The organism is Micromonospora craniellae, from assembly GCF_014764405.1.
In the GTDB taxonomy this organism is placed as follows: domain Bacteria; phylum Actinomycetota; class Actinomycetes; order Mycobacteriales; family Micromonosporaceae; genus Micromonospora; species Micromonospora craniellae.
In genome coordinates, this window is sequence record NZ_CP061725.1 from 5987310 (window position 1) to 6001355 (window position 14046).

A 14046-nucleotide genomic window follows, 5' to 3' on the forward strand; every position below is an offset into this window, starting at 1 on the left:
GTGGCCGGGCGTGGTTAGCGTACCGCGACATTCGTCGCCGACGAACGGATCGAGACCTCGGAGGTTCCATGCCAACCCGCGACCTGCCCGCGTCCGGGCCGCGCCGCCGGCCGCGCTGGCGGTACTGGATGGTGGCGGTGACCCTCGCCGTCACCGCCGCGCTCACCTCCTGGACCGCGATGGGACCGCTGCGCCTGGCCGCCGGCGCGGAGACCCCGCTGTCCCAGGGCAAGCCCGCCACGGCCTCGTCCAGCGAGGGTGACCGCTGGTCCGCCGAGCGCGCGGTCGACGGCGACACCAGGTCCCGCTGGTCCAGCACGTTCACCGACCCGCAGTGGCTGGGGGTGAACCTGGGCGCACCGGCCCGGATCGACAGCGTGGTCCTGCAGTGGGAGTCCGCGTACGCCACCGAGTTCGAGATCCAGGTGTCGCCGGACGGGCTGGCCTGGACCTCGATCTACCGGACCAGCACCGGCGCCGGCGGCACCCAGCGCCTCGACGTGTCCGGCGAGGGCCAGTACGTGCGGATGTACGGCACGAAGCGGGCCACCGGGTACGGCTACTCGCTGTGGGAGTTCCAGGTGTTCGGGGCGTTGACCGACGCGAGCGCCACCCCCGGCGCCCCGCAGACGTCGGGGGCCGCCTCCGGCACGCCCAGCGCATCCAGCACCCCGGGACCGAGCAGCCCGAGCCAGTCGCACCCGGCGGGCCACGGCACTGTCGCGCCGAGCCCCGCGGACTACGTGCTCGCCGAGCGGCCGGTCACCGGTGTGACGCCCTCGACGGCGAACCCGCCCCGCCGCGACCACCGCGAGTTCCAGGCCAACTGCGCGGTCAGCCACCGGCTGGAGGACGACCCGATCGTCTTCTTCAACCGGCCCGGGGCGTCGCACGACCACACCTTCATGGGCAACACCACGACGAACGCGGCGAGCACCATGGAGTCGCTGCCGAGGGGTGGGACCACCTGCCGGGTGCCGGGCGACAAGTCGGGCTACTGGATGCCGACGCTGCTCAACGGGAACACGCCGGTCGTACCTCGGGGCCCGCAGGTCATCTACTACAAGAGCGGCGTACGCGACTACACCAGCGTCCGTCCGTTCCCGCCCGGCCTGCGGTTCCTCGTCGGCAGCCCGATGACCACCGCCGCGCAGTTCGAGTCCTCGCCGGCCTACCAGAAGGGCTGGGAGTGCGGGAACAGCTACGACAACGTGGACTTCCCGGCGAACTGCCCCGCAGGTTCCCAGCTCAACGTCCGGATGCAGGCGCCGAGTTGCTGGGACGGGCGGCACCTGGACACCCCCGACCACGTAAGCCACATCGTGTACCCGGTCAACGGCGCCTGCCCGACCAGCCACCCGGTCGCGGTGCCGATGATCGAGTTCAAGATGGCCTGGCCGGTCAGCGGTGACATGTCGCAGGTGCGGCTCTCCAGCGGGCGGGGCTACTCGTTCCACTACGACTTCTACAACGTGTGGGACACGCCGACCCTGGCCGCGCTGGTGAAGCACTGCATCAACGCCGGCCGCCAGTGCGACAGCCGGGGCTTCGACCAGTTCGAGCCCGGTGCGGGCGCGGCCCTCGACGAGCAGTACCAGGTGCCCGGCAGCCGTACCGTCCTGGACCGGACCGGTTGGACCGCCACCGCTTCCGGCGGCGGCGCGGGCACCCCGGCGCGGATGTTCGACGGTGACACCGGCACCCGGTGGACCTCCGGGGCGCCGATGGCCAACGGGCAGTCGTTCACCGTCGACATGCGGTCGGTGCGTACGGTCAGCGGTCTCTCGCTGCTCTCCACCGGCGACGACCACGCCCGGGGCTACCAGGTGCTCCTCTCCACCGACGGAAGGAACTGGACCGGTCCGGTCGCCAGCGGCAAGGGCTTCACGAACCAGACGCTGGTGGACTTCGAGGCCCGGGACGCCCGCTACGTGCGGGTGGTGCAGACGGGTTCGGCCAGCAACTGGTGGTCGGTGGCGGAGTTCACCGTCTTCTCCGGCTGAGTTCTCCCATGCGACGAGGCGGGCGTGGCCCGGTCCAGGTCCACGCCGCCTCGCCCTGTCAGGTTGACTGATATCAGTCAATATGATAATCGGCCGGCGGTCTCTCCTCCTTGGCCCGGCGGTGGTTGACTCACGGTGATGTTCCGGCAACGTCTAGCGCAAGGAGATCCACGTTGGATAATATCCCGGTCGTCAGTTCAGTGACATCGCCAATTCGGGGTGTGCCGCCGGTGGAGGGACAATTCCGTGAAGCGTGACCAGTCACCTGTGTTGCCTGGCGACGGTGCCACGGACTACGCGCGTTATATGCGTACGGAGGCGTTGCTCGGTCTGCAGCGGTCCCCAGAGGAGATGATCCACCGCGACGAGCTGCTGTTTCAGGTGGTGCACCAGTCCACGGAGCTGTGGCTGAAGCTGGCGGCGGCCGAGCTGGCCGAGACGGCGGCCCGGGTGGACGCCGGGGAACTGGTGACGGCCGAGGCGCTGTTGGGTCGGGCGACCCTGGGCATCCGGCTGGTCACCGACCAGATGGAGATGCTCCGGCACCTCTCGCCAGCGGATTTTCAGGCCATGCAGCCTGCGTTGGGGAACGGGTCCGGCGCCGAGTCACCGGGGTGGCGGCAGGTCCAGACGCTCAGCCGGCGACTCGGCCGGGCCTTCCAAGACCATCTCGACGCCCGGGGGACCGCCCCGGCCGCGCTGCCCGACCTGGACCCGACGGACCCGACGCACCGGCTGGCCGAGGCCATGGTGGAGTGGGACGAGCGGGTGTCCTCGTGGCGGGTGCGGCACTACCAGGTGGCGCTGCGGATCGGCGGTCACCCACCGGCCGGCACCCCGGGCAGCCCGGCGAACATGCTCGCCAAACTCGTCGGGCACCGATTCTTTCCGGAATTGTGGCAGGTGCGTCTACGCACCCCCGACACGGAATCCGCCGCCCTGCACTGATTTTTCCTCGGCCCTCGGCCGACCCGGTTGCGATCCTCTTCGGAATGTCGAGGTGCGGTTCCGTGCGCGAATTGACGAGTTGGTCGGCGGGCGTGGCCGATCCCGGTGCATTTCCCTACGACCCGGTGGTCGACGCATTTCACCGGGTCGGCAAACATTTCGTCGACAAGGAGCTGCTCGCCCGGCTGGACGAGGCGCGCGCGAGGGTGGCCGGGCACGACGAGCGGGCCCGGCTGCTGCGCGACTTCCTCGACGTCGCCCTGGACAAGTGGGACGGCCGCTACGACTACCGCAGCTACCTCGCTCTGCGGCTGCTCCGGCTGCCCGACGGGACGGACGATCCGCCACCCGTCGGTGGGGGAGACGCCCGGCGGGTCCGCGACCGGCTCGTCGTCCGGCTGGTCGCCGACGCGGTGACCTTCGAGTTGGCGAGCGCCGCCAAGGTCACCGGACTGTTGCCGGAGCAGCGCCCGGGGCGGGCGGTGGTGGCCAAGCGCTGCCGGCTCGGTGTCCGCGCCGCCATGCCCGCCCTGGCCCGGCTCGGCCTGACCGAGACGATCGACGACGCCACGCCCGCCACCGCCGCCACCGCGCTGGCCACCGTCGCCGCCGGCCTCGACACCACCGGCGACCCGCCGCTGCGGCTGAGCATGTTGCCGGTCCACGTGACCCACGACGAGTACCTGTTCATCCGGGTGCTGCAAGCCTACGAGTGCGTCTTCGCCGGAGTCGCCGACGAACTCCGGGCCGTGGTGGTCGCCCTGCACACCGGGTCGCCCGCCCCGGCGGTCGACCGGCTCGGGTACGCCCGCGAGCTGCTCGGCACCGCCGGTTCGCTGTTCTCGCTGCTGGCCACCATGCAGCCCGCCGCGTTTCAGACGTTCCGGCAGTACACCGAGGGTGCCAGCGCCATCCAGTCCCGGTCGTACAAGCTCGTGGAGTCGCTGTGCCGTACCCCCGCGCCGCAGCGGCTGGACTCGGTGGCCTACCGGTCGGTGCCGGAGGTCCGCGCCCGGGTACGCGACGGCCAGCCGACCGTCGACGAGGCGTACCGCCGCGCGGTCCACGAGGGCCGGCTGGCCGAACCGGCGCGCCGCATGGTGGCGGCCGGCATGGGCAGGTTCGCCGAGGCCCTGGCGCAGTGGCGGCGAACCCACTACGGGGTGGCGGTGCGGATGCTGGGCCGCCGTCCCGGCACCGGCTACACCGAGGGCACGCCCTACCTGGCGGCGGTACGCGACCTGCCGGTCTTCGACGCCGTCGACCCCTACCCGCCTCGTCCGACTGGAGACCGTCCCGAGTGAACCCCGCCGACCTCCCGCCCGGCCCCGACACGCCGGCCTGCCTCGACCCGGCCGTGCACGCGGCGCTGCGCGCCGAGTTCCCGCTGCTGCGTTCCTGTGTCTACCTGAACAACAACTCCACGGGGGCGGTGCCCGCCGGTGCCGAGCGGGTGCTGCACGACTACTGGGACACGCTGCGCACCTGGCGTGACGACGCCTGGCAGGACTGGCACGTCGGTCTCGACCGGTACGCGGACTCGGTGGCCGCCCTGCTCGGCGCGCCACCGGGCAGCGTGGTCACCGACGCCAACCTGAGTACGCTGCTGGCCCGGCTGGCCTCCTGCTTCGACTACCGGCCGCCCCGCGACCGGGTGGTCATCACCGACCTGGAGTTTCCGACGGTCCCGTTCGTCTTCCGGGCGTTCGGTCGCTACGGCGCGCGACTCGACGTGGTCGGCACCGGCGGACCGGACCTCGACCAGGACGCCCTCCAGGCCCGCCTGGACGAGCGGACGCTGCTGGTGTGCGTCACGCACGCCGCCTTCACCTCCGGCGCCACCGTGGACCTGCCCCGGCTGGTGGAGGCAGCCCACCGGGTCGGCGCGCTGGTGGTGGTGGACGCCTTCCAGACCGTCGGGGTAGTGCCGCTGGACGTCACCGCGCTGGGCGTCGACGCCGTCCTCGGCGGCGCGAACAAGTGGCTCTGCGGCGTCGGCACCGCCTTCCTCTACCTCCGGCCCGACCTGGTGCCGCACCTGGAACCGGCGGCGACCGGCTGGCAGGCCGGCGACCGGGCGCTGACCTTCCAGCCCTCCACCGGCTGGGCCCCCGGCGCGCGCCGGTTCGCCGGTGGCACGCCGTACCCGCTGACGTCGCTGGTCTCCCAGGTCGGGCTGGACCTGCTGGCCGGGGTCGGCGTACCGGCGATCCGTCGGCACTCGCTCGCCCTCACCCAGCGGGTCCTGGACCGCGCCGCGCAGGCCGGCATCGCCGTGGTCAGCCCGACCGCCGCGCACCGGCGCGGCGGCGTGGTGTTCCTGGATGTGCCCGACGGCGAGGCGGTCAAGCGACGGCTGGCCGCGCAGCAGCTGATCTGTAGTTGGCGCGGCCACCTGCGGGTCGGACCGCACGCCTACAACACCCTCGACGAGATCGACGCGTTCATGGACGCGTTGGGCAAGGAGTTGGGTCGATGACCGTCACGCTCTCCCCGCGCGCGTTGATGAGCCTGCTCGCCAACGGGCCCAAGGCCATGGACGTGCTGGAGACGGCGCTCGCGCTCGGGCTGCTCGACGAGCTGGAACCTGGCCCGGTCCGCCTCGACGCCCTGGCCGCCCGCTGCCAGGTGCGCCCGCTGCGGCTGTACAAGTTCCTGGACTGCCTGGAGAGCCTCGGCTTCCTCGTCCGGGAGGAGCCGAGCGACGACATCGGCGCCACCCGCTACCGGGCGGTGCCCGGACTGCGCGCGGCGGTCGAGGCGGTGGTCGGCCCGGACGCGGTCGAACGGGACCGGGACCGCTATCCGTGGCGGTTGCTGCACGGCCGGCTCGCCGACAGCCTGCGGGGCGAGGTGAGCATCGGCGACGACGACTTCGCCTGGCCACCGAAGACCGACGCACAGACCGCCGACTTCGAACGCAGCATGGCCGTCGGGCTCGGACCGGTCGTCGAGGCGGTACGGCAGCACGCCGCCCGCCTCTGGCCGGGCCGGCGCCGGCTGCTGGACGTGGGCGGGGGCGACGGCACCCTGGCCGCGCACGTCCTGGACACCGCGCCGGGGCTGTGTGCCGACGTGTACAACCTGCCTGCGGTGGCGCCGCTGGTGGACCGCAACCGCATCGCCCGCGGCCATCCGGACCGGCTCGGCTTCGTCGGCGGCGACTTCCTCACCGGGGAACTGCCCCGGGGCTACGACGCGATGTCCTTCGTCCGCGTCCTGCACGACTGGCCCAACGAGGTGGCCGGGCGACTCGTGGCCCAGGCGTACGCGGCCCTGGAACCGGGCGGCCTGCTGCTGATCTGCGAGGAGTTCCGCACCCCTGACCGGCTGGCCATGCAGTTCTTCTGGAGCTACTTCCTGATCGGCGTCGACACCTGCGTGAGCCGGCTGCGCGAGGCCGGCTACTACACCGCGCTGCTCGCCGACACCGGCTTCACCGAGGTGGCCGTGCTGCCCGGCACCTGGGAGCTGGTGACCGCCCGGAAACCGGCTGGCCAGGGGTGAGCCACACTGCGCCGTGCAATGGGCGATCCATTCCCTTCTCGTACGGCGATCGGGTCCGTGCACCATTTGCCGACCGATTCATTGAATCGTCCCCACTTTCGGGCGGGGCAGGGGGCAGCGGCCGTGATTGTGCTCACGACCGGCACCCCTGATGCAGGTGGAAGCGCCTGTGGTCTCCCTATGCTGGCGCCAGATGATCGTCCGTATCCCACCGGTCCCCGGGTGTACCGGGGCGGGCGGCGGGCGCCTTGCGTGAGGCGGGGAGGAAGTAGCGAGCAATGACCGGCTCCACACGGATCTGGGACGGGTTGTCCATTCCCGCCCCCGGCACCTACCGACTCGACCCGGCGCACAAACGAATCGGTTTCCTCGCCCGGCACATGATGGTCAGCCCGGTGCGCGGCGAGTTCCGGGACGCCACCGCGCAGATCCTCGTCGCCGAGGACCCGCTTCGATCGACGATCGAGGCGACCATTCAAGCGGCCAGCCTCGACACGGCGAGTACCGACCGGGACACTCACCTGCGCAGCGCAGATTTCCTCGATGTGGAGGCGTTTCCCACCCTGGAGTACCGCAGTACCGGAATTGCGCGGCTGGAGAAGACCGATCCGATCTTCTACTGGGCGAAGCTCAAGAACCATCGCCTCGGTCGGCGGGCGGGCCCGGAGTCGGCCGCCCCGGCGTCCCCGGCGACCGCCCGGTTCGTGCTCGCCGGGGAGTTGACCGTCAAGGGGATCACCCGTGCGGTCGACCTCCAGGTCGAGTTCGGCGGTGCCCGGCGTGACCCGTACGGGCAGGACATCTTCGGGTTCAGCGCGACGGCGGAGATCAACCGTGAGGACTACGGCCTGGTCTGGAACGTGGCCCTGGAGAGCGGCGGGGTGCTGGTCGGCAAGAGCGTCCGTATCGAGATCGCCGGTGAGGCGATCCGGCAGGCATAGCCTTCACGCCGCGTTCACCGCAGCTTCCTGGCCGAAACGCATCCATCGATCGCGATGTCTGCGACAATTCGGCTGTGCCTGCCATTCCCGTCAGGCGGGAGCCCCCACCCGCCGCGGCAGGTGACAGTCAGGAGTCGTCCAGTGGCTCACGTCCGTACGGCCGCCCTCGCCACGGTGGCTGCCGTCGCCCTGTCCCTCGTCGTGGCCCCGTCGCCGGCGGGCGCCACCCCGCCCAACATCCCGTCGCACAGCACGGCGGTGAGCCGGCTCGGCGCGCTGACCGTGGCCGCCGAGTCACACCGGTCCAGCTACCGCCGGGATCTCTTCCCGCACTGGATCACGATCACCGGCACCTGCAACACCCGCGAGCAGGTCCTCAAGCGTGACGGCAGCAACGTGGTCGTCGACGCCAACTGCTACCCGACCTCCGGGTCCTGGTACAGCCCGTACGACGGGGTGACCCGGACGAACCCGGCCGAGATCTCCATCGACCACGTCGTGCCGCTGGCCGAGGCATGGCGCTCCGGGGCCTGGTCCTGGACCACCGCCCGTCGGCAGACCTACGCCAACGACCTGGGTGGGCCGGAGCTGTGGGCGGTCACCGGCAGCGTCAACTCCTCCAAGGGCGACCGGGACCCGGCGGCGTGGAAGCCGCCGCGAGCGGCCTTCCACTGCACGTATGCCCGGGCCTGGATCCAGGTGAAGTGGTACTACGGCCTCTCCGTCGACAGCGCGGAGAAGTCGGCGTTGACCGGCATGCTCAACACCTGCTGACCGCCCCACCCGGCTTGCGTGTAAGGAAGGGCCCCCTGCTAACGCCTCGTGCATAGGAAGGGTCCCTTCCTTACATCCGGGTGTCGGCTGCTCCGTCGCCAGAAACTGAATCCCGTTTACCATTACTGCTGATCCGCGGAGGCAGGGGGGTGTCTCCGGAGGGCGGATCGGCGCGGAGGGGAACACGGGTGCGGGGCGTACTCACGGGCTTTGCCGTCATCGCCACCGTCATCGCGATCGGCTACCTGGTGGGGCGCATCGGGCTGCTGGGGCCGGAGGGGCCCGCCGTGCTGTCCCGGGTCTCCTTCTTCGTCGCGACGCCCGCGCTGCTCTTCGAGACCGTCTCCCGCACCGACGTGTCCGCCGTCTTCTCGTCCGCCCTCCTCGTCACGCTGATCGGCACCACCGTCGTCGCGGCCCTCTTCGCGGCCGTCGCGATGCTCTGGTGGCGACGACCGGCGCCCGAGGCGACGATCGGCGCCCTCGCCGCCTCGTACGTCAACGCGGGCAACATCGGCATCCCGATCGCGGTCTACGTCCTCGGCGACGCCGCGTTCGTCGCGCCGGTGCTGATGTTCCAGGTGGCCGTGATGGCGCCGCTCGCGTTCGCGGTGCTGGAGTCGGCGGCGGCGCGGGAGCGCCGGTCGGTGGTCCGGGCGGCGGTCCGGCCGCTGGTGAACCCGATCACCGTCGCCTGCGGCCTGGGGGTGGCCGTGAGCGTCGCCGGCTGGTCGCCGCCCGAGCCGTTGATGCGACCGGTGGAGCTGGTCGCCGCGATGGCGGTGCCCGCCGCGCTGCTCGCCTACGGACTGTCCCTGCGCGGGGCCCCGCCGCCCGGCTCCGGTGACACCGCGTGGGACGTCCGGCTCGCGGTGGTGCTCAAGACGCTGGTCCACCCGGCGGTCGCCTACCTGGTGGCCCGCTACGGGCTCGGCCTGTCCGCACCGCTGGTGCTGGCCTGTACGGTCACCGCGGCCCTGCCCACGGCGCAGAACGTGTTCGTCTACGCCGTCCGCTACGGCCGGGGCGTGGTGCTGGCCCGTGACGCGATCCTCCTGTCGACCGTGACCGCCGTCCCGGTGCTGATCGCCGTGGCTCTGCTCGCCGGCTGACCGCCGCCGTCCCCGCACCCCGAAAAGCTTTCGAATCCTTTTCGGCTCACGGCGTTGGCGTCACCGAGGCCATTGCGCTTCCTTCACCACCTGATTTCCGGTGGCGGTTGGAGGTCGGGTCGGGGCGCGATCCCGGCCGCCGAACTTCTTGCCGAAATGGTTTTCGGGGAGCACGCTGTCGGCTGACAGTGATGTCTGTCGATCATCTGTCGTGTCGGCGCGCACCGCGTCGGCCCGTCGCCGGTGCCGATCCGCGGGCACCGGCACCACCACCGTCCCGCCCCCGTCCCCGTCGACTGGAGACCTCGATGCGACGACGACCCGTTGTCCGCACCCTGGCCGCCGGCTGCGCCGCCGCGCTGGCCGCGACCCTGGCCCTCACGGCGCCCGCCACGGCCGCCAACCCCATCATCACCACCATCTACACCGCCGATCCCGCACCGCTCGTGGTCGGCAACACGATGTACGTCTACGCCGGGCGCGACGAGGCGCCGGTGGGCACCAACAACTTCGTCATGCGCGAGTGGCACGTGCTCTCCACCACCGACGCGGCGAACTGGACCACCACGGCGCCCGCGCCACCATCGGCACCTTCGGCTGGGCTGGCTCGGACGCCTGGGCCAGCGAGGTCGAGCACCGCAACGGCCGGTACTACTGGTACACCTCGGTCAACGGCAACGGCCCCGGCTGGATGAACACCGCCTCCACCTCGCACGTGTCCGCCTGGGAGAGCCTGGCCGCGATCAACAACGGCGGAGTGCCGACCAGTTCCGCCGACCGCGGCAACCTGGCGTACGGCAACTGGCCCCAGCATGGCGCCCAGTGGATCGAGTACCGCTGGCCGAACGCGCAGAACATCAACCGCACGGCCACCTACTGGTTCGACGACAACCAGGGCATCGACCTGCCCGCCTCCTGCCGGGTGCAGTACTGGAACGGCGGCGCCTACGTCGACGCGCCGAACCAGTCGACCTGCTCGGTGGCCGGTGAGGCTACTCCACCGGCGACACGATGCAGGCCATCTACGACGCCGAGAGCAGCGGCACCGACTTCTGGATGGACCGGCTGCTGGCCCGCCCGGGCAACGACCCGGGCGGCACCTGGCTGATGACCCGGGGCCGGGGACTGTTCATGTACACCCACAACCCCTCGGTGATCGGCTTCGGCGGCAACACCGCCTACTGGGACAACATCAGCAGCCAGGGCGCCTACACCGTCACGGTCGGCTCGGGCACCCTCACCGAGCAGGTGGCGCAGCGCTGGCAGGCGCCCAGCCACTGGCGCAGCGTGTACACCGGAGGCTCGCTGCGTGTCGACGTCACCAAGTTCATCACCAACCAGATCGTCGCGGTGACCAACCTGACCGTCACCAACACCGGCTCGGCCAGCAGCACCGTGCCACTGCGGGTCACCTCGCCGTACGCCACCTCGGGCAGCGGCAGCGAGCTGAGCGGCAGCCGGCAGGTGAAGAACAACCCCACCACCATCCGGCCGCGCCTCTCCGCCGACGGCTTCACCGTCAGCAGCGGCGGCCTGAACCGGTCGGTGACCCTTGGCGCGGGGCAGAGCGTCACCACCAAGGTGCAGCTGGGCGTGGTCACCGACGAGATCCCTGAGTCGCTGACCGAGTACACCGGTTACCGCAACGCCACCCCGGCCAGCGCCTTCGCCACCCACGTACGCGAGTACCACCGCTGGTGGGCGGAGAACGTGCCCTACATCGACGTGCCCGACGCGGCCATCAAGAAGAACATCTACTACCGCTGGTGGCTGATGCGCTTCAACCACCTGGACGTCGACATCCCGGGCCAGGACTTCCAGTTCCCCATCTCGATCGAGGGGGTGACCGGCTACACCAACGCCATCGTGCTGACCCAGCCGATGCACGTCGACGACCTCAAGTGCCTCCGCAACCCGATCTACTCGTACGGGCCGTGGCTGTCGGTCGGGCAGCCGGCGTCGACCTGACCTCGACCACGCCGAACCTGGCCCAGGGCGCGACGACGACGGCGTCGTACACCGCCTCGGGCACCTCCACCGGCGCGGCGGTCGACGGGTTCCCCACCAACGCGCCGATCTGGGGGAGTACCGGGTCGTCGAACGCCACCGACTGGTACGAGGTGAACCTCGGTCAGACCCGGACCGTCGACGACGCCTGGCTGTACTTCCGGGACGACCGGGCCGGCAACCGTTACCGGGCACCGGCGTCCTATCAGGTCCAGTACTGGAACGGCAGCACCTGGGTCAACGCCGCGAACCAGGTGAAGACCCCGGCGGCGGCACGGGCCAACCACAACCGGGTCCGGTTCACCCCGATCAGCACCCAGCGGATCCGGGTCCAGCTCACCCACGCCTCCGGCTTCCGCACCGGTCTGACCGAGCTGAAGCTGTACGCCCGGGGCGGCGGTCCACCGCCGTCGGGCAACCTGGCCGGGGCGGCCACACCGTCGGCGTCGTACACCTCAGCCTGGGAGTCGGTGGCCGCGCTCAACGACGGCATCGATCCGCCGTCGTCGAACGACACGGTCAACCCGCGCTGGGGGACCTGGCCGAACCAGGGGCAGCAGTGGGCGGAGCTGACCTGGCCCACCGTGCAGACCCTCGGTGCGGCGGAGGTCTACTTCTTCGACGACAACGGGGGAGTGCGGCTGCCGGCGTCGTGGCGGTTGCAGTACTGGACCGGCACCGCGTACGCCGACGTGCCGGGAGTCGGCGGGTATCCGATCGCGCTCCACCAGTACAACCGGGTCACGTTCCCGTCGGTGAGCACGACCCGGTTGCGGGTGGTGCTGGAGAGCGGCGCCGGCTCGGTCGGACTGTTGGAGATAAAGGCGACCGGATGAACGGTCGGTGACCGGCGCGGCGGGCGGGTGGTGCACCTGACCGCCGCGTCCGGGGCCGGTCAGGGGTGCTCCGCGCGCTCCGGTGCCCGACCGACCCGGATCGCCAGCCGGTCGAGATAGCGCATCTGGAGCGCGACCAGCGCGACCAGGAACAGCAGCAGCAACGGCAGCGGGAGCACCGCGCCGAGGGCCAGTTCGTCGGCGCTGATCCGGCCGGTGGTGCCCTGCGCCATCGCCTCGACCGGCGCCGTCCGGGTGCCCGGGGTCTGTCCCACGATCCACGGCCACAGCAGTTGGCCGGAGCTGACCAGCCAGGTCACCAGCCCGGCCAGCAGCACCATCGGTGCGGCCGGGGCGAGCATGGTGCCGCCGAACCCGCCGCCGGCCCGCCAGCCGGGCTCCAACCCACGGAACAGCAGCGTGAAGAGGAACAGCGCCGGGATGCTGACCCAGCCGGGCGGCATCACCCCCAGGAAGGTGTTGACCTGGTCGAGGTCGCGGGTCCGCAGGTAGGACTCGATGGCGAGCGGCCCGGTGCCGACGAACAGCCACGGCGCGAACGGCAGCAGGAGCAGCTCGCTGAACCGGCCCAGCGGGCGCAGCCCGCCGATGGCGAAGCCGCCGGCCACGGCGACACCGATCGTGACGATCGTCGTCACCAGGGTCGGCAGCCAGGTCCAGATGAGCAACTCGGGCAGACCGGTGGTCGACGCCGGGCCGAGGTCGCTGGTGAACCGGAAGCTGCGACTCAGCCACGGCCACGCTACCCACAGCATCAGGCCGACGGCGACCAGACCCGCCACGGCCAGCCCGATCCGGGCCGGGCCGCTGCCCTCGCTCGTCGGGCCACTGTCCCCGCTGGTCGCGGCGTCCGGCGGGGTGGACGCCGGCCAGGCCAGGGCGGCGGTGCTGTGCGGCGGGGTGCTGGCGTCGGACGCGGGCCAGGCCGGTGCGGCGGTCGCTGCCGGCGCGGACGTGATGGGGTAGCGGGCCGGGGTGTCGGCGAGCTCGATCCGGGCGCGGGTGACCAGCAGCAGCGTCGTCGCGGCCAGGCCCAGCACGGCCAGGACGGCGAGCAGCAGCACCGCGTCGGCGGAACCACGGCCGACGTCCATCCGGGCCAGGGACTGCACGACGATGGTCGTCAGCGGGAACGGGGCGCGGTTGCTGGCGGCCAGCAGCGGTGCGACGAAGCTCTGCAACGTGGCCGCGACGATGCCGAGCACCAGCAGGCCGGCCACGGTCGCCGCCGCGGGCAGCGCGTCGGCCGGGCGGCGACGGCCGCGCAGCGTGGCGAGGAAAGCGGTGGTGGCGACGGCGACGACCAGCCCGGCGCTGCCGACCGCGGTCAGCTCCACGAGCGTCGCGTACGGGCGGTCCAGGGCCTGTCCGGGTTCGATGCGGTCGAGGCGCCAGGCGAGGATCAGCGCCACCGGGGCGTACCCGGCGACCGGCACGGCCAGCAGGGCGCGGGCCGCCAGCCGGGACCGCCGCCCGGCCTGGTCGGCGAGCAGGGCCAGCAGCGGGGCGACCACCAGGGCCAGCACGAGCGGCACGAGCGCCACCAGCAGCGTCATCCGGTACTCGCCGACGACGCCCTGCTCGAAGCGCTGTCGGTAGTGCTCGGCACCGACGTCGGTCGGCGGGCCGAGCAGGTTGTCCCGGGTCGTCGACCGCGAGATCGCCAGCCCGGTGGGCAGCAGATAGGACCAGAGCAGGGCGAGGAAGGCGGGAAGCAGCAGCACGAGCCCGATGCCGACGCGGGCGCCGGTGCCCAGTCGGGTGGATGGTGTCGTCACGGAGAGTACCGGGCTGGTCATGGTGCTCCTCGCCTCGTCGGATCCCTGGCCGGGCCCGACGATAGGCGAAATGATCAAGCCGGGCCACCGGAGCGTGTGCTTTTCGTGCGCAATGCAAG

Annotated in this window: 12 protein-coding genes; 11 read left to right on the plus strand and 1 reads right to left on the minus strand. The window is 71.6% G+C overall.

The window, feature by feature from the left end; genetic code table 11:
* Nucleotides 1-68 precede the first annotated feature (68 nt).
* From ID554_RS27160 to ID554_RS32100, 11 genes are all read left to right on the plus strand, one after another.
* A complete protein-coding gene (locus ID554_RS27160; RefSeq protein WP_117230850.1) occupies nucleotides 69-2003 on the plus strand; it encodes a DUF1996 domain-containing protein in 1935 nt (644 codons plus the stop codon).
* Between the two features lie 246 nt (nucleotides 2004-2249).
* Nucleotides 2250-2951, plus strand: coding sequence for a tryptophan 2,3-dioxygenase family protein (locus ID554_RS27165; RefSeq protein WP_117230849.1), 702 nt, complete (start codon nucleotides 2250-2252; stop codon nucleotides 2949-2951).
* A gap of 62 nt (nucleotides 2952-3013) precedes the next feature.
* The gene (locus ID554_RS27170; protein WP_223884278.1) at nucleotides 3014-4255 is read left to right on the plus strand and encodes a tryptophan 2,3-dioxygenase family protein; all 1242 of its coding nucleotides are present in this window, start codon (nucleotides 3014-3016) and stop codon (nucleotides 4253-4255) included.
* Complete coding sequence (locus tag ID554_RS27175; RefSeq protein WP_117230847.1) at nucleotides 4252-5430, plus strand: aminotransferase class V-fold PLP-dependent enzyme; 1179 nt, start codon at nucleotides 4252-4254, stop codon at nucleotides 5428-5430. The genes ID554_RS27170 and ID554_RS27175 overlap by 4 nt, the downstream gene beginning before the upstream one ends.
* The gene (locus tag ID554_RS27180) at nucleotides 5427-6458 is read left to right on the plus strand and encodes a methyltransferase (RefSeq protein WP_117230846.1); all 1032 of its coding nucleotides are present in this window, start codon (nucleotides 5427-5429) and stop codon (nucleotides 6456-6458) included. Before ID554_RS27175 ends, ID554_RS27180 begins: the two co-directional genes overlap by 4 nt.
* Before the next feature lie 278 nt (nucleotides 6459-6736).
* Nucleotides 6737-7399, plus strand: coding sequence for a YceI family protein (locus ID554_RS27185; RefSeq protein ID WP_117230845.1), 663 nt, complete (start codon nucleotides 6737-6739; stop codon nucleotides 7397-7399).
* A 141-nt stretch (nucleotides 7400-7540) separates the two neighbouring features.
* Entirely contained in the window at nucleotides 7541-8173 is a 633-nt protein-coding gene (locus ID554_RS27190) for an HNH endonuclease family protein (RefSeq protein WP_223884279.1), read from the plus strand.
* A gap of 188 nt (nucleotides 8174-8361) precedes the next feature.
* Entirely contained in the window at nucleotides 8362-9285 is a 924-nt protein-coding gene (locus ID554_RS27195) for an AEC family transporter (protein ID WP_117230843.1), read from the plus strand.
* Between the two features lie 523 nt (nucleotides 9286-9808).
* The gene (locus ID554_RS27200) at nucleotides 9809-10393 is read left to right on the plus strand and encodes a hypothetical protein (RefSeq protein WP_191088641.1); all 585 of its coding nucleotides are present in this window, start codon (nucleotides 9809-9811) and stop codon (nucleotides 10391-10393) included.
* Entirely contained in the window at nucleotides 10297-11253 is a 957-nt protein-coding gene (locus ID554_RS32095) for a hypothetical protein (protein ID WP_223884280.1), read from the plus strand. Before ID554_RS27200 ends, ID554_RS32095 begins: the two co-directional genes overlap by 97 nt.
* Complete coding sequence (locus ID554_RS32100; RefSeq protein ID WP_223884281.1) at nucleotides 11220-12128, plus strand: discoidin domain-containing protein; 909 nt, start codon at nucleotides 11220-11222, stop codon at nucleotides 12126-12128. The genes ID554_RS32095 and ID554_RS32100 overlap by 34 nt, the downstream gene beginning before the upstream one ends.
* A 59-nt stretch (nucleotides 12129-12187) precedes the next feature.
* Here ID554_RS32100 and ID554_RS27210 read toward each other — a convergent pair whose 3' ends face one another.
* Nucleotides 12188-13948 carry a sugar ABC transporter permease gene (locus tag ID554_RS27210; protein ID WP_117230842.1) on the minus strand — a complete coding sequence of 587 codons (1761 nt, stop codon included), beginning with the start codon at nucleotides 13946-13948 and terminating at the stop codon, nucleotides 12188-12190.
* Between the last annotated feature and the right edge of the window lie 98 nt (nucleotides 13949-14046).

Bases quoted from the DNA above. Each gene is read 5' to 3' on its own strand.
- ID554_RS27160 (WP_117230850.1), top strand. From the start codon at position 69: ATGCCAACCCGCGACCTGCCCGCGTCCGGGCCGCGCCGCCGGCCGCGC.
- ID554_RS27180 (WP_117230846.1), top strand. From the start codon at position 5,427: ATGACCGTCACGCTCTCCCCGCGCGCGTTGATGAGCCTGCTCGCCAAC.
- ID554_RS27185 (WP_117230845.1), top strand. From the start codon at position 6,737: ATGACCGGCTCCACACGGATCTGGGACGGGTTGTCCATTCCCGCCCCC.
- ID554_RS32095 (WP_223884280.1), top strand. From the start codon at position 10,297: ATGCAGGCCATCTACGACGCCGAGAGCAGCGGCACCGACTTCTGGATG.
- ID554_RS27210 (WP_117230842.1), bottom strand. From the start codon at position 13,948: ATGACCAGCCCGGTACTCTCCGTGACGACACCATCCACCCGACTGGGC.